This is a genomic window from Halomonas daqiaonensis (assembly GCF_900109725.1).
In the GTDB taxonomy this organism is placed as follows: Bacteria; Pseudomonadota; Gammaproteobacteria; order Pseudomonadales; family Halomonadaceae; genus Halomonas; species Halomonas daqiaonensis.
In genome coordinates this window covers 46,114-63,758 of record NZ_FOBC01000014.1, presented here as the reverse complement: position 1 = coordinate 63,758, position 17,645 = coordinate 46,114, and the positions used below count along the sequence as shown (strand labels likewise).

Genomic DNA, 17,645 nt, shown 5'->3' with positions numbered 1-17,645 from the left:
GTCCACTCTTGTACATCACCGATGATCGACCAGAGGAGTCCCCCATGTCCGATACGCCGAAGGATCCCCGCCGCCGTCATTCCGCCGAGGTGGTGGACGGGGTCGGCAAGTCCGCCAGCCGCGCCATGCTGCGTGCGGTGGGTTTCACCGACGAGGACTTCGTGAAACCCCAGGTAGGCATCGCCTCCACCTGGAGCAATCTCACGCCCTGCAACAGCCACATCGACGAGCTGGCCCGCCGGGCCAGCGACGGGGCCGATGCGGCCGGCGGCAAGGGGGTGATCTTCAACACCATCACCATCTCCGACGGCATCGCCAACGGTACCGAGGGCATGAAGTACTCGCTGGTGTCGCGGGAGGTGATCGCCGATTCCATCGAGACGGTGGCCGGCTGCGAAGGCTTCGATGGCCTGGTGGCCATCGGCGGCTGCGACAAGAACATGCCGGGCTGCCTGATGGGGCTGGCGCGGCTCGACCGGCCGAGCGTCTTCGTCTACGGCGGCACCATCCTGCCCGGTGAGGGCCATACCGACATCGTCTCCGTGTTCGAGGCCATGGGCGCCTACAGCCGAGGTGACCTGGACCTGATCGAGGTGAAGCAGATCGAGGAGACGGCGATTCCCGGCCCCGGCTCCTGCGGTGGCATGTACACCGCCAATACCATGGCCTCGGCCATCGAGGCGCTGGGCATGAGCCTGCCGGGCAGCTCGGCCCAGAACGCCATCTCGGGCGAGAAGAGCGCCGATTGCGAGGCGGCCGGCGCGGCGGTGCTGGAGCTTCTCGAGCGCAACATCAAGCCCTCCGACATCATGACGCGCAAGGCCTTCGAGAACGCCATCACCGTGGTGATCGCGCTGGGCGGCTCCACCAATGCGGTGCTGCACCTGATCGCCATGGCCAGCACCATCGGGGTGGAACTCACCCTAGAGGACTTCACCGAAATCGGCCGGCGTGTGCCGGTGGTCGCCGACCTGCGGCCCAGCGGCCACTACATGATGAGCGAGCTGGTGGCGATCGGCGGCATCCAGCCGCTGATGAAGACGCTGCTCGACGCTGGCCTGCTGCACGGTAACTGCCTGACGGTGACCGGAAAAACGCTTGCCGAGAACCTGGCGGACGTGGCGCCCTACCCGGACGACCAGCAGATCATCGCCCCGCTGGATCGGCCCGTGAAGGCCGAGAGCCACCTGCGCATCCTGCACGGCAACCTGGCGCCGGAAGGGGCGGTGGCCAAGATCACCGGCAAGGAGGGCACGCGCTTCTCGGGTTCGGCACGCGTGTTCGGCTCCGAGGAGGAGGCCCAGGCACGCATCAATGACGGTACCGTGGTGGCCGGCGACGTGCTGGTGATCCGCTACGAGGGGCCCAAGGGCGGACCCGGTATGCGCGAGATGCTCACCCCGACCTCGGCGATCATGGGCCGTGGCCTGGGCAGCGAGGTGGCGCTGATCACCGATGGGCGTTTCTCCGGTGGCAGCCATGGCTTCGTGGTGGGCCATGTGACGCCCGAGGCCTTCGACGGCGGTCCCCTGGCGCTGGTGGAGAATGGTGACCTGATCACCATCGATGCCGAGGCCGATACCATCGACGTCGACCTCTCCGACGAGGAGCTGATGCGCCGCCGCGCCGCCTGGCAACAGCCGGCACCGCGCTACACGCGGGGGGTGCTGTCGAAGTACGCCAGGACAGTGAGCTCGGCCTCCACCGGGGCGGTGACAGACCTGCCGGAGTGAAGGGAACAAGTGAAAGGGATGGCACGTGCGGGGCTTTCCCTATCCGAGGTCAGCCTTGTACGCTTACCACTGATCTTTTGGCCGATACGTCAGCAACAGCACTCAGCGAAAGGAGGCAGCATGCCGAAATCTGGACCCAAGCAAGCCCGAGTCGAGCCGATCCGCGAAGCCGAAGACCCGAACCTGCCGGTCGTCGGCTGGAATGTCATCGACGAGACGGACCCCCAGAACGAGATCGCTGTCTCGGAGCATGAAACCGAAGCGGAAGCCATCCGCGCCGCGGAGGAGTACGAGCAGCACGAAGAGTGAGGATAGCCTGGAGAAGTCAGGTGCCAAGTTGGCATTCGTGACCTGAGCGAGTCGCGGACCGGTGACGGCTGCCTCTCGAGGTGAGCTGGACGACAAGCCGCCAACGCAGGATGCCCCTGTCGGGAGACCGGCAGGGGCATCCTGCGTTACAGGGCGCAGGTGCGAAAGCCGGCCAGGGTGTCGTGGCGGTCCGGTGTGAAGAAGTTGCGGAAGCCGTTGTGGACCAGTCGCGAGCGGGTGGCCCAGGCGCCGCCGCGCAGCACGTAGCGCCCTTCCTTGAACCAGGGGGCCGAGTAGTCGCGGTAGAGCTCGGGCTCGAAGCCCGGGAAGGGGGCGAAAGGCGAGGCCGTCCACTCCCAGACATTGCCCAGCATCTGGCGGCAGCCGAAGGCGCTGTCGCCCTCGGGCAGCGTTGCCACGTCCAGCCGACCCAGGCGCCAGCCGTCCAGGTTGGCGCGGCGGGCATCCGGCGGCGCCTCGCCCCAGGGGAAGCGTCGCTTGCCGGGTGTGAGCGAGCCCCCGTCCGGAGAGGGCGAACGGCTGGCGGCGACCTCCCACTCGGCCTCGCTCGGCAGCCGCCGACCGGCCCAGCGGCACCAAGCCTCGGCCTCGTACCAGCTGACGTGCACGACCGGCTGGTGGGGGGCCAATGGAAACCAATGGTCGAAGCAGCGCTCCTGCCAGCCGTCATTGGCGTCACGGCGCCAGTAGATGGGTCCCTGCAGCGTCTGCCGCTCGCGCCATCGCCAGCCGGCCTCGCTCCACAGCTCGCGACGTGCGTAGCCGCCATCCTCGACGAAGGCGGCGAACTCGCTGTTGGTGACCGGCGCCCGGGCGATCGAGAAGGGTGCCACCTCGACCTGCATGGGCGGCTTCTCGTTGTCGAAGCGGAAGGGAACCCCCTCGTCTGAACCCAGTCGATGGCGCCCGCCGGGGATGGCGGCATCGCCGGGCAGCGGGCCAGCGGGACCACCTTCGGCGGCTTGGCCAGGGGGTGGCGAGCCCAGGTCCGGAGCCGGGTCGCCGAGAGTCTGGCGGGTATAGAGGAAGGCCTCGCCGTGCATGTCCTCGTGCAGGATGGTGAGCTGGTAGACATAGCTCTGGGCGGCACTGGCCATGCCGTCGGGCAGTCGCTCGAGCATCGCCTGCTGTACCCGCGACAGGTAGTCCAGGGTCTGCTCGCGGGAAGGTAGCGGTAGCGCCCAACGGTCGTCGTGGGCGATGCTGCTGGAATCGAACAGCCGCTCGGCGTCGGCGAGTTGGTACTCGGGCAGGCCATACAGGCCGCGCAGGGCGAAATGGTCGTGGAAGAACCCCAAGTGGCCGAGCTCCCAGAGCGGCGGGTTGACGATCGCCAGCCGGGGGCCGAGCTCGCGGGCCTCGAGGGTGTCACGCATCAGCGCCAGGCTGCGGGTATGGGCATCTACGAGCATCTCCGCCAGCTCATCGGCGGCCCGGGGTGGCGTCGGCGGTGTGCTGAGTGTTGTAGCGTGCATCTCGACCTCTTCAAGGAGACGGCATGGCATTGAAGGTAGCCCTGATCACCCCGACGGGTCGAGGGTCACGCGCCGGCAACCGCGCAACGGCGACACGCTGGGTGGGTCTGCTGCGCGCGCTGGGCTGCCAGGTGAAGGTGGCCGGCTCGCAGGAGGACATGGCGCAATGCCGCATCGCCGGCCGCCCGCCCGACCTGGTGATGGCGCTGCATGCCTGGCGCAGCCATGCTGCCATTCTTGCCTGTCGCCGAGCCTTTCCGGACTGCTCCCTGGTGGTCGTGCTGACGGGCACCGACGTCTATCGCTTCCAGCACAGCCATCCCGAGGTGTTCCACGAGAGCCTCGCCGCGGCGGATGTGCTGGTCGGCCTGCATGACTGCCTGGCCGAGGACCTTCCCTCTCGCTTCCTGCCGAGGCTGCAGGTCGTCCACCAGTCGGCGCTTCCCCTGCCGCCGCGTGCCCCGCGGCCGGGTCGCCGGCACCTGGACGTGCTGGTGGCCGGTCACCTGCGCGAAGAGAAGGACCCGCTGCGTGCCGCCCGGGCGGTGCGCGAGCTGCCGGCGGATTCGCGCCTGAGGGTCATCCAGCTGGGCGGCACCCTCGACGATGCCTGGGCCGACGCGGCGCGTGACGAGATGGCGGTCAATCCCCGCTACCGTTGGCTGGGTGACCTGCCCCGCTGGCGGGTGCGCCAGTGGATGGCTCGTGCTCGGCTGATGGCGATCAGTTCGCGCATGGAAGGGGGCGCCAACGTGGTCAGCGAGGCCTGCGTGGCTGGCCTGCCGGTGCTGGCCTCGGATATCCCGGGCAACCGCGGCTTGCTGGGGAACGACTACGCCGGCTATTTCTCGGTGGCCGATACCGCAGCACTGCGCGACCTGCTGCGCCGTACCGAGGTTGAGCCGGCCTTCCTCGGCACCCTGCGCCGCCAGGTGCTGGCGCGCGCGCCCCAATTCCGGCCCGAGGCTGAGCGCTATGGGCTGGCGAGGGTCATCGCTGCCTGTGGCCTCACCCCCTGAGAGGGTGTTTATTGCCATCGATCAGATGGATGGGCTCCAGCGCCTCGCCGGGTTCGAGGATCCGGCCGATGAGGGCGGCCCGGTCATAGCCCAGGGCATGCAGGGCGTCCAGGCAGCCCGCGGCGCGTTCGGCCGGCACGCTGGCCAGCAGGCCGCCGGCGGTCTGGGGGTCGAAGAGCAGCGGGTAGCGGGGGTGCTCGACCCAGTCGGCCTGGTCGCGGATGGCGCGGCGCAGGCGCACGTTGGCTGGCTGAAGGGAGCTCAGGATGCCGGCGGCGACGGTCTCCTCTGCGCCTTCCAGCAGTGGCAGTGCGGCCAGGTCGAGTTCGGCATCCACGCCCGAGGGGCGGGTCATCTCGACCAGGTGCCCCAGCAGGCCGAAGCCGGTGAGATCGGTGCAGGCGGTGGCGCCGTGTTCGCGTAGGCTGCTCGCCGCCTGGCGGCTGGACTGGCACATGCTCTCCAGGGCGGCATCGATCCAGCGCCCGCGGGCGGCAAGCCGGGCGTGGGCGGCGAACAGGGTGCCGGTGCCGATGGGCTTGGTCAGGATCAGCGCCTGGCCGGGGCGCAGACCGCCTTTCGTCAGGGCGGTGTCGTTCGAGATGCTGGCACCGCCGGCATCGATCAGGCCATTGACTGCGAACCCGAGTGCCAGCTCGCTGCCCTCGCCGGTGTGCCCGCCGACCAGGGCGCAACCGGCCTCGTTGAGCACCTCCACGGCGCCGCGCATCAACTGGTAGACGGTATCCTCCACCTTGGCCTCGAGCCCCTGGGGAACGGTGGCCACGGCGGTAGCGGTCTGTGCCTCGGCGCCCATGGCAAAGATGTCGCCCAGGGCATGGTTGGCGGCGATCTTGCCGAACACGTAGGGGTCGTCGATGAAGGCGCGGAAGAAGTCGATGGTATGCACCATGTCCTTGCCGGGTGGGACACGCACCACGGCGGCGTCGTCCGGGGCATGCAGCCCGACCAGCACCTCCTCGCGCGCCACCGGCTCGAGGGTGGCCAGCGCACGGGAGAGCACCGAGGCGCCTACCTTGGCCCCGCAGCCGCCGCAGCGCATGGCGATGGCCGAGATCGCCTGGGCACTCTCCTCCTCGTCCAGCACCACCCGGCTGGCCTTCCTGGCCGGCTTGCTTTTCTCGTCCATGGGGGGCAGGTCGTTGAACTTGGCCATGAAGCGCCGGTCGATGCCGTCCTTCCAGCGCCATACCCAGTCACCGGCCAGGCAGAGCTTACCTCGGGAGGCCACGGCGTGGCGGTCGCCGGTACTGATCAGGGCCAGCCATTTCGCTTGGGGGCGGTAGGGCGTCAGGGAACGGCCGGTCGCGGCGGCGCGCAGGTTGTCGGCCAGCGGGCGGCCCTGGCGCACGGCGAAGACCCCGGCCTTCTCGCGCGGATGGTTGACCTGGCGGGCGATGTCGCCGGCGGCGAAGATGTGCGGGTCCGACGGTGAGCGCAGGGTGTCGTCGACCTCGATGAAGCCGTCGGCGTCGAGGGCCAGCCGGGTGTCGCGCAGCCAAGCGGCGCCGCCGGCGTTGGTCACCCAGACGATCTCGTCGGCGGAGTGCCAGGTGCCGTCGGCGGCCTGCAGCCGGCCCGCCTCGACGTCGACGACCTCGGTAGCGGTGTGTACCTCGACACCGCGGCTGGCCAGGGTGTCGCGGAAATGTGCCCGCACCCGCGCATTGTGGGTCGGCAGTATCCGCTCGCCGCGGGTGAAGAGGGCGAAGGAGAGCTCGGCCCGGGCGGCCAGCTCCCTGCCCAGCCGGTACTGCATGGCCAGCAGCAGCTCGACGCCGCCAGCCCCGCCGCCGACCACTGCGATGCGGGTCTGACCGGGATGCTCCTGGATACGCCGGAGCAGTGCCTGCCAGCGGTCGTTGAACCGGTGGATCGGCTTGACCGGGACGGCATGCTCACCGGCGCCATCGACCGCATCCATACGCGGCGTCGAGCCGATATTGACCGACAACCAGTCATAGGGCACGGGGGGCCGCGAGCGGCAGAGCATGGTTCGCGCATCGTGGTCGATGCCGATGGCCTCGTCGCGGAAGAAGCGTGCCCCGGCATATTCCGCCAGTCGTCGCAGGTCGATATGCACCTCGTCGTAAGTGTAATGCCCGGCGACGTAGCCCGGCAGCATGCCCGAGTAGGGTGTATGGGTGTCGCGGCAGATCAGAGTGAGCCTGACGCCCGGTTCGGGCTTCATGGCGAAGCGCTTCAGCACGCCCACGTGGGTGTGGCCGCCGCCGACCAGGACGATATCCCGTAACGCATGTAACTCCGGGGGCTGCTGCGGTTGTTGCATGGTCAGGCTCGCTCTAGATTGGTGAAGCAGTTGCGTGATGAGGCTGAGGCATTGCCGCCATAGTCTAAAGGCGAATCGATGGTACAACGCCATCCCGTTCGTTGACGTGGCGTCGACGCCTACCACCCGAATCATTCGCCAGCGAGGGTCCGTGATGTCCACTGCCGTGCAGTTTCATGACCAGCACCTCGACGAGGCGGGGCTCTCGTTTCGCGATGAGGTGCTCGCCGGGCTCGGCCGCTCGCCCAAGGCCCTGTCGCCCAAGTATTTCTATGACGAGCGGGGCTCGCGGCTGTTCGAGTCGATCTGCGAGCAGCCCGAGTATTACCTGACCCGCACCGAGGAGGGCATCCTCTCCGCGGTCGCCGACGAGATTGCCGCGCTGGTCGGGTCGGAATCGCTGATGGTCGAGCTGGGCAGCGGCGCCAGCCGCAAGGTCAGGTTATTGCTGGAGGCGATGCGTCCCAGCCGCTACCTGGGCATGGATATCTCGCGTGACTTCCTGCTTCAGAGCACCCGCCGCCTGGCGGCCGACTATCCGTGGCTGGAGGTGCATGCCGCCTGGGGGGACTTCTCGCGTCGGCTGGCGCTGCCGTCGGGCGTCGAAGGCAGGCGGGTGGTGGCGTTCTTTCCCGGCTCGAGCATCGGCAACTTCACGCCCCACGAGGCCGAGGCCTTCCTCGCCCGCCTGCGCCAGGCGCTGCCGCCGGGCAGCGGGGTGCTGATCGGCGTCGACCTGGTCAAGGATCTCGACATTCTCGAAGCGGCCTACAACGACGCCGCAGGCGTGACGGCGGCCTTCAACCTGAACCTGCTGGCGCGCATGCGCCGCGAACTGGGGGCCGAACTGGACGTGGATGCCTTCCGGCATCGTGCCTTCTTCAATGCGTCGGCATCGCGCATCGAGATGCACCTGGTCAGTCGGCGGCGCCAGGCCATCACCCTCGACGGACAGTGTTTCGCCTTCGAGGAGGGCGAGACGCTGCATACCGAGAATTCCTGCAAGTACAGCGTGGCGGGCTTCCAGGCCCTGGCAGGGCGTGCCGGCTACCGGCCACTCGCCGTCTGGTGCGATGACCGGGCGCTGTTCAGCGTCCACTACCTCTCGAGCGACTAGCTGTTCGAGGGACTGGCCGAACGGCGCTGTGCCATGCCGTGCTCACCAACCCTGGCTCATCAACAAGAAACGCCCCGCTATAAAGGCGGGGCGTTCGCTGTTCGTCACCGTGTGGGCCTCACGTGTAGTCCTCCTTGGGGAGGGCGCGATCAGGACGGTGGGCCGCTCGGGTCGATGGTGCGGTAGACGAGGCGCAGTTCATCGACGGAGAGATGCTCCAGCTTCCCCGAGAGGAGGTCGCTGATCTTCTGCATCGGCAGGCCGGCGCGGCGTGCGATATCTCGGCTACCGAGGTCCGATACGGCGATCAGGCGAGTGATGATACGCATGAGGCGTGTACGTTTTTCCAGGTCCCTGACATCGAGGTCAGGGCTGCGTCGCGGAGGGTCGAAGGTTTCCGCGTCGACGGTAAAGCGTGCCGTGTTCATGTGGCTCCAGTGAACGATTGCGACAGTGACATCATGGGGGGTTTTTCTGGCCTTTTCCAGTATCGGTTCGATGATTTTTTCTCAGTCCTGGACCGCCCTGGAGGAGGCGGCCCGAGGCCCGTCTGGCCCCTCTCAGCGCTGCCAGATATCGGTATCGATCTCGTCGGCGAGTTCCGGATAGTCGTCTCCATGGAAGGTCGGCTCGTTACCCGCCTTGCGCTGCTCGAAGTAGTCCCGGGTCAGCTTCACCACCGTGCCAGAGAGCAGCACGATCGCGATCAGGTTGATCGTTGCCATCAGGCCCATGGAGGCATCGGCGGTGTTGAACACGGTGGCGACGGTCTGCACGGAGCCCCAGACGACCATCAGCAGCACCGCGACCCGCAGGACGGTTATCCCCTTCCTGCCGGCAAGGCCGAGGTAGGTGAGGGCGTTCTCGGCATAGGAGTAGTTGCCGACGATGGAGGTGAAGGCGAAGAAGAGGATCGCGATGGCGACGAAGTAGTTGCCGGCGACGCCGATGTGATCCGCCAGGGCGGCCTGGGTCAGCTCGGTACCCGTGACGCCGACACCCGGCTCGAAGATCCCCGACAGCAGGATCAGCAGGGCGGTAGCGGTGCAGATCACGATGGTGTCGATGAACACCCCGAGGGCCTGGACAAAGCCCTGGGAGGATGGATGGTGTGGCTGCGGCGTGGCGCAGGCGGCGATGTTGGGTGCCGAGCCCATCCCCGCCTCGTTGGAGAACATGCCGCGCTTGACGCCGTTGAGCATGGCCGCCATGAGCCCGCCGGTGACGCCCCCTGCCGCCTCCTGGAAGCCGAAGGCGGTGGCGACGATGCGGTAGAGCATCGCCGGCACTTCGGTGATGTTCATCACCAGCACGAGGAGTGCCAGCAGCAGGTAGGCCAGGGCCATGATCGGCACGACAAGGGAGGCGAAACGGGCGATCTGCGGGATGCCGCCGAAGATGACCACCCCGGCCAGCACTGCGAGGGCAATACCCGTGAATACCTTGGGCACGCCGAAGGCGCCGTCGACCGCCGCGGCGATAGAGTTGGCCTGGACCGCATTGAACACCAGGCCGAAGGAGAGGATCAGCGCGATGGAGAAGAGCGCTGCGGCCCAGTTGGCCTTCAGCCCCTTGGCGATGTAGAAGGCGGGACCCCCACGGTACTGGCCCTCGGGGTTCCTGACCTTGTAGAGCTGGGCCAGGGTACTCTCGGCATAGGCCGTGGCCATGCCCACCAAGGCGACCAGCCACATCCAGAAGATCGCCCCGGCGCCTCCCAGGTAGAGGGCGACGGCCACGCCGGCGATATTCCCTGTGCCGACCCGGGAGGCGAGGCTGACGGCAAGGGCCTGGAAGGGGGTGATGCCAGAGGTATCGGTGCTGGGGGAGCTGCGGATGACGCGGAACATCTCGCCGAAGTGGCGGAACTGCACGAATCCCAGGCGAAGCGTGAAGAAGACACCCACCCCCAGCAGCCCGTAAACCAGCACGTAGCCCCAGAAGATGGTGTTCAAGAAATCGATGATGGTGTTCAAGAAATCGATGATGGCGTTCATGAAGCCCCTCCTCTTCCATGACGGTGGCCGGTGACCTGACTCGGCGTTCCTTGCCGGAAGAGCCTGGAAGCGAGCTCGAGATTCCGGTGTTCAAGAAACCATATGCACGCATCCCTGACCTGTCCAGCAGGCGCTGAAGGTGGAGGGTAAGCGTAGAAACAAGGGCATTGGGCTCTCACGCAGCGGCCGTGCTAGCTTGAGGTGGGGTGCCATGACATGCCGGCGCCGAGACAACTCACAACGAACCTGGTTCCAGGACCGGAGGATTGCCATGCGATTTCTCAAGTACGCCGCTGCCGCCACGCTGATGGCCACGGCTCCCCTGGCTGCTGCTCAGCAGCTCTCCATCGCCACCGGCGGTACCGGCGGCACCTACTATCCCTTGGGGGGTGGCCTGGCCGAGATGATCGGCAAGCATATCGAAGGCTACGAGGCCGTGGCAGAGGTCACCGGCGCCTCGGTGGAGAACATGGGCCTGGTGTGGCGCGGTGACTCCGACATGGCGCTGGCCCTGGCCGATACCGTCCACCAGGCCTACAACGGCACCGGCGACTTCGAGGGTCGTCAGCTGGAGAACATCCGCGCCCTGGCGTCCGTCTATCCCAACGCGGTGCAGATCGTCACCCTGGCCGATTCCGGCATCGAGTCGCTCGCCGACCTTGAGGGCAAGACGATTTCCGTGGGCGCGCCAGGCAGCGGCACCGAGCTGAACGCCCGTGCGGTGCTCGAGGCCAATGGCATCACCTACGACGACATCGATCCGCGCCGCCTGAACTTCAACGAGACGGCCGATGCCATCCGCGATGGCGACATCGCTGCCGGCTTCTGGAGCGTGGGGCCGCCCACCAGTTCGATCATGAACCTGGCGACCACCCGTGACATCCGCCTGGTCGGCCTGACCGACGAGGAAGTTGCCAACGCGCGCGAGGAGTCGCCGGTGTTCGCCCGCTACAGCCTGCGCGAGGGCCTCTACGAGGGTATGGACGAAGCCGTTCAGACCCTTGGTATTCCCAACGTGCTGGCGGTGAGCAGCGAAATGGACGAGGAGCTGGCCTATCAGATCACCAAGATGCTCTTCGAGCGGACCGACGAGCTGATCGATATCCATCCGGCGGCCAACGACACCACCGTGGAGTTCAGCATCGAGTCCACGCCGATCGCCTTCCATCCTGGCGCGCTGCGCTACTACGAGGAAGTGGGTGCCGAGATCGCCGACCACCAGCGCCCCTGAGGCAATGGATGATTCGCGCCTGACTGCAGGGCGGGCCTGGCTGCCCGCCCTGCTGCTTTGTGTAGGCCTGGCGGCCGGCGGTTCGGTGGGCAGTGGCCAAGCGGTGGCGGCCGACGAGGCCCGTCTGGAGGTGCTGCACGCCGACGGCGAGCGCCTGGTGAGCCTGCCGATGCCCGAGGGGGAGGGCTGGTGCCTGGAGTGGAACCACTCGGTCGAGGGTTTCGCGGTGCAGGATTGCTACCGCCATCGGCAGGGTCGCATGGTCCTGGTTCGCAGCCATCTGCCGGACTTCGCCGCGGGACTGGACCATATCCCCGGCCGCGGCCGCCAGGTCTCCGACGGCGAGGGCGGCTACTGGATCGAGGCGATCGACGAGCCGGTGCCGGGCAACGCCTACCGACTGCGGGTTGGATCGATGAGCGTCGATCACCGCCTGGTGATCGAGAACATCCGGGTCAGCCTGAGCAGCCTCGCCGAGAACCGGCGGGTGACGATCCGTCTGACCCGGCCCGCCGGCTTACCCGAGTGAACAAAAAACCTGCGAGAGAACCACGATGAGCGATTCGGGCACCTCCCCTGTCATTCCCGGCAGTCAGGCGAATCATTCCCGTCCGGTGCTGTGGCTGATTACCCTGGTGGCGGTGGGACTGTCACTGTTCCAGCTCTACTCCGCCGGCATCCAGCCGCTGGGACTCTTCTACCAGCGCAGCATCCACCTGATGCTGATCATGATGCTGGCCTTCCTGATGTTCCCGTTGCCGGGGCCGAAGCATGATCGGGGACTCGTCACCGGGCTGGTCGATACGGTCTTTCTCCTCGGGGCGCTGGTCACTGGCGGCTATCTGGTGCTCTTCCTCGACGAGATCATCAACCGCGCCGGCTTCTGGAGCCAGACCGACATCGTGGTCGGCTGCATCGCCACCGTCACCGTGCTCGAGGCGGCACGCCGGGCGGTGGGCCTGGGCATGACCATCATCGGTGTGGTCGCTATCCTCTACGCTCTCGGCGGCCCGCGGGGCGACCTGCCGTGGCTCGGCCAGCTCCTGCCCGGCATCCTCGAGCACCGCGGCTATAACCTGGACCGCCTGGTGGGCCAGCTCTACCTGGGCCAGGAGGGCATCTTCGGCCTGCCCATGGGCGTGGCGGCCACCTACATCTTCATCTTCGTGCTGTTCGGTGCCTTCCTGGAGATCACCGGCGCCGGCAAGTTCTTCATCGACCTGGCCTATGCCGCCACCGGCCGCCAGCGTGGTGGTCCGGCCAAGGCGGCGGTGATCGCCTCTGCGGGCATGGGCTCGATCTCCGGCAGTGCCATCGCCAACGTGGTGACCACCGGGGCCTTCACCATCCCGCTGATGAAACGCCTGGGCTACAAGCCCCACCAGGCGGGTGGCATCGAGGCGGCGGCCTCCACCGGCGGGCAGATCATGCCGCCACTGATGGGCGCCGGAGCCTTCCTGATCGCCGAGTACACCCGGATGCCGTATCTCGAGGTGGTCAAGGTGAGCATCCTGCCGGCGATCATGTACTTCGCTACCGTCTACCTCCTCGTGCACATCATTGCCCTCAAGCAGGGCATGCAGGGCCTGGCGCGCTCGGAGCTGCCGCAGATGCGCGACGTGATGGGCGCCGGCTGGCACTTCCTGTTGCCGCTGCTGGTGCTGGTGTGGCTGCTGGTGATGAACATGTCGCCGATGCGGGTGGGCTATTACGCCATCCTCACCATGCTGGCGGTGGCGGTGCTGCGGTTCGCGGTGTGGTTCCTGTTCATCGCGCCACGCGAGGGTCAGAAGGTGAGCGGGGAGACCCTGCTCGAGGCGGTGAAGGCCGGGCTGATCAAGCTGGTCGGTGGTCTGGAACTGGGCGCGCGCAATGCCGTGGCCGTCTCCATGGCCTGTGCCGTGGCCGGGATCATCGTCGGCGTCGTGGGCCTGACCGGACTGGGGCTCAAGTTCTCCTCGATGATGATGGCCTTCTCCGGCGGCAACCTTCTGCTGGCGCTGGTGATGGTGCTGCTGGCCAGCCTGGTGCTGGGGATGGGCCTGCCGGTCACCGCCAGCTACATCGTGCTGATCGTGCTGGTGGGGCCGGCACTGACGGCCGAGTTCGGCGTCCCGCTGCTGATCGCCCACCTGGTGGTGTTCTGGTACTCCCAGGATTCCAACGTCACGCCGCCCATCGCGCTGGCCGCCTTCGCCGGAGCGGCGATCGCCGGAAGCAAGCCGATGGACACCGGCTTCCAGGCCTGGAAATTCGCCAAGGGCCTCTATCTGATCCCGCTGTTCATGGTCTACAACCCGGAGATCATCATGGGTGGGTCGCTGCCGGTGCTGGTCTGGACCGCCTTCATCGGCTTCCTGGCCCTGGGCGCCTTCGCCGCGGCCCTGGAAGGGTACCTGTTCACCTGGATGTCATGGCCGATACGCCTGGTGCTGCTGCCGGCGATCGCCGCGGCCTTCTACCCTGGCCTGATGGTGGAAGTGGCAGGGGTGACGGTGATGGTGCTGGCGCTGGCCGGCAACTGGCTGGCCAGCCGCCGATCTTGAGTGTCCGGGAGCGGGTGCCCCGAAACGCGAAAGGCCCGCCCGGTCTGTGCCGGGCGGGCCTAAGGTCGTAAATGGCTGGTGTTTATTGGCTGGAAGTTTCTGCCTCGGCTTGTGCCTCTGCCTCTGTCTCAGTCTCGGCTTCCGCCTCTGCCTCGGCCTCGGATTCTGCCTCTGCCTGGGGGTCCACCGTGGTATCCGTGGATTCCTGAGTCGAGTCGGCGGTGGCGTCGGCCGTTTCCTCGGTGTCATCGAACAAGCCGGACGTCATCTCCTGGGCACGGTTCATCAGATCATTGGTCTGGTCGCGGGCGGCGTCCACCGCGTCGGCAGTGACCTCGCTGGCCGATTCGACGGCATCGGCGGTGGCATCGCGGGCGGCGTCCAGGGCACTTGCGGTTTCGCTGGCGGCCTCTTCGCCCATGGCTTCGGCTGTCGCGGCGGCCTCGCTGGCCTCTTCTGCAGCTTCCTCTCCTGTGGCCTCGAGAGCCTCACCCGTCTCGTCCGCGGCCTCTTCGGCTTCCGCTTCAGCGGTTTCTGCATCCTCGCCCGAGGCGTCGGCAGTCTGCTCTGCTGACTCGGTGGCCGGCTCTTCCTGCTGGGTTGCCTGGTCGCTCGTTTCGCTGTCGGAGTCGCAGCCGACGAGAAGCAGCGAGCCGGCCAGTGCCGTGGTGAAAATCAGGGAACGCTTCATGGTGATTCTCCTTGATGGGTTCCTGGAGGGCTTGTCCGTGCTGCCCACTCACCACGACTCTAGCAAGCAATGCCGCATCTAGCATGTAAACGGGTGTCTTCTTGCGGCATGAGGAGGGGGAGCAGCAGCTGCTGTCCGGATGGTCAAGGTGACTGAGGAGGCCCGCATCGCTAGAATGTGCGGCTTCCCTTTCCGCACTCTTTACCGTGCGCTCTTTTTTCGTGAATAGGCAGTCGCCGAGGAGCGGGCCATGCAGTCCGATACACAGGCGCCGAAGGTCGGCGTGATCATGGGGTCGAAGTCCGACTGGCCGGTGATGGAGCATGCGGTGGCGATGCTCGAACGCCTGGGTGTGCCCTGCGAGACCCGGGTGGTCTCCGCTCACCGCACCCCGGACCTGCTCTTCGACTACGCCAAGGGCGCGGCCGAGCGGGGGCTATCGGTGATCATCGCCGGTGCCGGCGGTGCGGCCCACCTGCCGGGCATGGTGGCCTCCCAGACGGTGCTGCCGGTGCTTGGCGTGCCGGTGGAGTCCAAGGCGCTCAAGGGCCTGGATTCGCTGCTCTCCATCGTGCAGATGCCCGGCGGCATCGCCGTGGGGACGCTTGCCATCGGCAAGGCCGGTGCTACCAATGCGGGGCTGATGGCCGCACAGATCGTCGGCCTGCAGGACGCGACGGTGCGGGCCGCCGTGGAGGCCTTCCGCGCCGAGCAGACCCGCACTGTGCTCGACCATCCTGACCCGCGTCCCGAAAGCGAGTGAGAGGAGAGACATCATGAATATCGGCGTTCTGGGGGCTGGTCAGTTGGGCCGCATGCTGGCGCTTGCCGGCTATCCGCTGGCCAACCGCTTCACCTTCCTCGACACCACCGGCCACCCCAGCGCCGGCATCGGGGAGGTGATGATTGACACCGATCGGCGGCACCTCGAGGCCTTCCTCGAGAAGGTGGACCTGGTCACCTACGAGTTCGAGCACCTGCCGGTCTCGCTGGTCCAGGCGATCGAGGAGGTCAGGCCGGTCTTCCCGTCCAGCGAGGCGATTCGCATCTGCCAGAACCGCGCCGAGGAGAAGGCGCTGTTCGACCGCCTGGGTATCCCTACTCCCGCCTATCGTCTGGTGGAGCACGCCGACGAGCTCGAGGCCGCAGCTCGCGAACTGGGGGCCCCGGTAGTGGCCAAGTCGGTCACCGAGGGCTATGACGGCAAGGGCCAGGCGGTGATCCGCGACCCGGCCGAGGCCCATGAAGCTTGGCGTGCGATCAACCATCCGCGGTTGATCGTGGAGGCCTTCGTCGATTTCGTGCGCGAGGTGTCGATCATCGCCGTGCGCGGACGCGACGGCGGGGTGGCCTTCTATCCCATGGCCGAAAACCAGCACGTGGACGGCATCCTGCGCTACTCCATCGCGCCCCTGCCGGACCTGGACGACAGCGTGCAGCAGGTCGCCGACGGCTACATCCGCGCGCTGCTCGACGAGCTCGACTACGTGGGCGTGCTGACCCTGGAGCTTTTCCAGTGTGCCGATGGCAGCCTGCTGGCCAACGAGATGGCGCCCCGGGTGCACAATTCCGGCCACTGGTCGATCGACGGCGCGGTGACCAGCCAGTTCGAGAACCATCTGCGCGCCATCCAGGGGTTGCCACTGGGCGATACCTCGGCGCGCATGCCGACCTGCATGGTCAACGTGATCGGCCGAGAAGGCGAGCCGGCTGAGCTCCTCGCGCTGCCGGATGCCCACCTGCACCGCTACGACAAGAGCGAGCGGGCCGGCCGCAAGCTGGCCCACGTCAACCTGCTGGCGCCCACCCATGGCGAGTTGCTCGAACGAGTGCGCGCCTGCGCGGCCCTGCTGCCGGACGCCCCGGCGCCGCGCTTCAGCTTCGAGTAGGTGGGGTCCCCCGTCTCCATCACGAAGGCCCCGACCAATAAGGACACATCCAGGTGACACTCCCTGACCCCCTCTCCTGGCTGCCCGTCGACCCGACCTTTTCCTCGGTCAGCCTGATATTGCTGGGCGTGATCCTCTCCACCAGCATCCTCGCCGACGTGGTGGCCAGCCGAACCCGCCTGCCGCGTATCTCGCTGCTGGTGCTGGTGGGCGTCGGGGTGGCGGTCGTCCAGCAATGGGGCCTGGATCAACCTGACGCCCGGCCGCTGGACGGCCTGGCCGAGCCGCTGATCCAGGTGGCCCTGGTGATGGTGGCCTTCCTGCTCGGTGGCGAACTGACCCTGGATCGCCTGCGCAGTACCGGGCCGCTGATCCTGATCGTCTCGCTGTCCGTCATCCTGGCCGGGGTGCTCTCCGTCGGTCTCGGCCTGCTGGCGCTGGGCTTCCCGCTGGCGGTGGCCGTATCCCTGGCGGCGATCTCCGTGGCCACCGACCCGGCGGCAGTGAGCGAGGCGGTCAACGAGAGCGGTGACGACCGGCTGCGTGCCCGGTTGCTGCTGGGGATCGTCGCCATCGACGACGCTTGGGGTATCCTGGCCTTCGGACTGGCCATGGCGCTGCTCGGCTGGTGGCTCTCGGGGGATGGCAGCGTGGCGCTGCTGCACGCGGCCTGGGAACTGGGCGGGGCGGTAGTACTAGGCACCGCGATCGGGTTGCCTGCCGCCTGGTTGACCGGCCGGTTGCACGAGGGGGAGCCGACCCAGGTCGAGGCGATTGCGCTGATCCTGCTGCTTGCCGGAATCTCCTCCTGGCTGGGGGTCTCGGCACTGCTGGCCGCGATGCTCGCCGGGGCCCTGGTGGCCAATCTCTCCACTCACCATACTCGCTCGTTCAACGAGATCGAGCACATCGAGTGGCCCTTCCTGGTGTTCTTCTTCGTGCTGTCGGGCGCCAGCGTCGACCTCTACCAACTGGATGAAGCGCTCGGCCTGACCCTGGCCTACATCCTGCTGCGCCTGGCGGGGCGTTTTCTGGGCGGCATGCTCGGGGTCCGTCTCGCGCGCAAGCGCCAGGCCGACCTGCCGGGAAATATCGGCCTGGCACTGACCCCCCAGGCCGGGGTCGCAATGGGCATGGCGCTGCTCGCCGCCGAACGCTTTCCCGCGCACGGGCCCGTGTTGTTGTCGGCGGTGGTGGCCTCGACCGTGGTCTTCGAGATCCTCGGGCCGTTGCTGGTCAGGCGGGTGCTGCGCTGATGGACGCTGCTGGTCTGCTACGCGGCGGTAGACATGACATGGCAGTGGGC

General features: G+C 67.3%; 15 protein-coding genes. 10 read left to right on the top strand and 5 right to left on the bottom strand.

The features are described 5' to 3' along the window. The first annotated feature begins 44 nt into the window (after window positions 1-44). Together ilvD and BMY30_RS12065 are read left to right on the top strand one after the other, a co-directional pair. Window positions 45-1,733 carry a dihydroxy-acid dehydratase gene (ilvD, locus tag BMY30_RS12070; protein WP_089714012.1) on the top strand — a complete coding sequence of 563 codons (1,689 nt, stop codon included), beginning with the start codon at window positions 45-47 and terminating at the stop codon, window positions 1,731-1,733. A 120-nt stretch (window positions 1,734-1,853) separates the two neighbouring features. Continuing rightward, window positions 1,854-2,042 (top strand): hypothetical protein, encoded by a 189-nt coding sequence (locus tag BMY30_RS12065; RefSeq protein WP_089714010.1) that lies wholly within the window; start codon window positions 1,854-1,856, stop codon window positions 2,040-2,042. 146 nt (window positions 2,043-2,188) lie between these two features. On the opposite strand, the gene senA is transcribed toward BMY30_RS12065, so the two are convergent. After that, entirely contained in the window at window positions 2,189-3,538 is a 1,350-nt protein-coding gene (gene senA / locus BMY30_RS12060) for a selenoneine synthase SenA (protein WP_170840132.1), read from the bottom strand. 23 nt (window positions 3,539-3,561) lie between these two features. Between senA and senB the strand changes: the two genes are divergently transcribed. After that, window positions 3,562-4,557, top strand: a complete 996-nt coding sequence (gene senB / locus BMY30_RS12055) for a selenoneine biosynthesis selenosugar synthase SenB (RefSeq protein ID WP_211607320.1) — start codon at window positions 3,562-3,564, stop codon at window positions 4,555-4,557. Here senB and selD read toward each other — a convergent pair. Continuing rightward, window positions 4,547-6,868, bottom strand: coding sequence for a selenide, water dikinase SelD (selD, locus tag BMY30_RS12050; RefSeq protein WP_089714007.1), 2,322 nt, complete (start codon window positions 6,866-6,868; stop codon window positions 4,547-4,549). The genes senB and selD overlap by 11 nt on opposite strands. Before the next feature lie 154 nt (window positions 6,869-7,022). On the opposite strand from selD, the gene egtD reads away from it, so the two are divergent. Then, window positions 7,023-7,985 (top strand): L-histidine N(alpha)-methyltransferase, encoded by a 963-nt coding sequence (egtD, locus tag BMY30_RS12045; RefSeq protein WP_089714005.1) that lies wholly within the window; start codon window positions 7,023-7,025, stop codon window positions 7,983-7,985. 149 nt (window positions 7,986-8,134) lie between these two features. On the opposite strand, the gene BMY30_RS12040 is transcribed toward egtD, so the two are convergent. Together BMY30_RS12040 and BMY30_RS12035 are read right to left on the bottom strand one after the other, a co-directional pair. Beyond that, window positions 8,135-8,413: an XRE family transcriptional regulator gene (locus BMY30_RS12040; RefSeq protein ID WP_089714003.1), complete on the bottom strand. Its 279-nt coding sequence runs from the start codon at window positions 8,411-8,413 to the stop codon at window positions 8,135-8,137. Window positions 8,414-8,545: 132 nt separating this feature from the next. Further along, window positions 8,546-9,982 (bottom strand): alanine/glycine:cation symporter family protein, encoded by a 1,437-nt coding sequence (locus BMY30_RS12035; RefSeq protein ID WP_244516197.1) that lies wholly within the window; start codon window positions 9,980-9,982, stop codon window positions 8,546-8,548. Window positions 9,983-10,253: 271 nt separating this feature from the next. Here BMY30_RS12035 and BMY30_RS12030 point away from each other — a divergent pair, with 271 nt between their 5' ends. From BMY30_RS12030 to BMY30_RS12020, 3 genes are read left to right on the top strand one after another with little or no spacing between them, the layout of a single operon-like run. After that, window positions 10,254-11,213, top strand: coding sequence for a TAXI family TRAP transporter solute-binding subunit (locus BMY30_RS12030; protein WP_089714002.1), 960 nt, complete (start codon window positions 10,254-10,256; stop codon window positions 11,211-11,213). Continuing rightward, window positions 11,182-11,742, top strand: coding sequence for a DUF1850 domain-containing protein (locus BMY30_RS12025; protein WP_244516196.1), 561 nt, complete (start codon window positions 11,182-11,184; stop codon window positions 11,740-11,742). Before BMY30_RS12030 ends, BMY30_RS12025 begins: the two co-directional genes overlap by 32 nt. A gap of 25 nt (window positions 11,743-11,767) precedes the next feature. Beyond that, complete coding sequence (locus BMY30_RS12020) at window positions 11,768-13,759, top strand: TRAP transporter permease (protein WP_089713998.1); 1,992 nt, start codon at window positions 11,768-11,770, stop codon at window positions 13,757-13,759. An 82-nt stretch (window positions 13,760-13,841) separates the two neighbouring features. Here BMY30_RS12020 and BMY30_RS12015 read toward each other — a convergent pair whose 3' ends face one another. Next, complete coding sequence (locus BMY30_RS12015) at window positions 13,842-14,450, bottom strand: hypothetical protein (RefSeq protein ID WP_089713997.1); 609 nt, start codon at window positions 14,448-14,450, stop codon at window positions 13,842-13,844. A 250-nt stretch (window positions 14,451-14,700) separates the two neighbouring features. On the opposite strand from BMY30_RS12015, the gene purE reads away from it, so the two are divergent. The 3 genes from purE to BMY30_RS12000 are packed head-to-tail and all read left to right on the top strand — an operon-like array spanning window position 14,701 to window position 17,595. After that, window positions 14,701-15,213, top strand: coding sequence for a 5-(carboxyamino)imidazole ribonucleotide mutase (gene purE, locus BMY30_RS12010; RefSeq protein ID WP_089713995.1), 513 nt, complete (start codon window positions 14,701-14,703; stop codon window positions 15,211-15,213). A gap of 13 nt (window positions 15,214-15,226) precedes the next feature. Next, on the top strand, window positions 15,227-16,339 hold the full coding sequence (locus tag BMY30_RS12005) for a 5-(carboxyamino)imidazole ribonucleotide synthase (protein WP_089713993.1): 1,113 nt from the start codon (window positions 15,227-15,229) through the stop codon (window positions 16,337-16,339). Between the two features lie 53 nt (window positions 16,340-16,392). Continuing rightward, a complete protein-coding gene (locus BMY30_RS12000) occupies window positions 16,393-17,595 on the top strand; it encodes a cation:proton antiporter (protein WP_211607318.1) in 1,203 nt (400 codons plus the stop codon). Window positions 17,596-17,645: the final 50 nt, after the last annotated feature.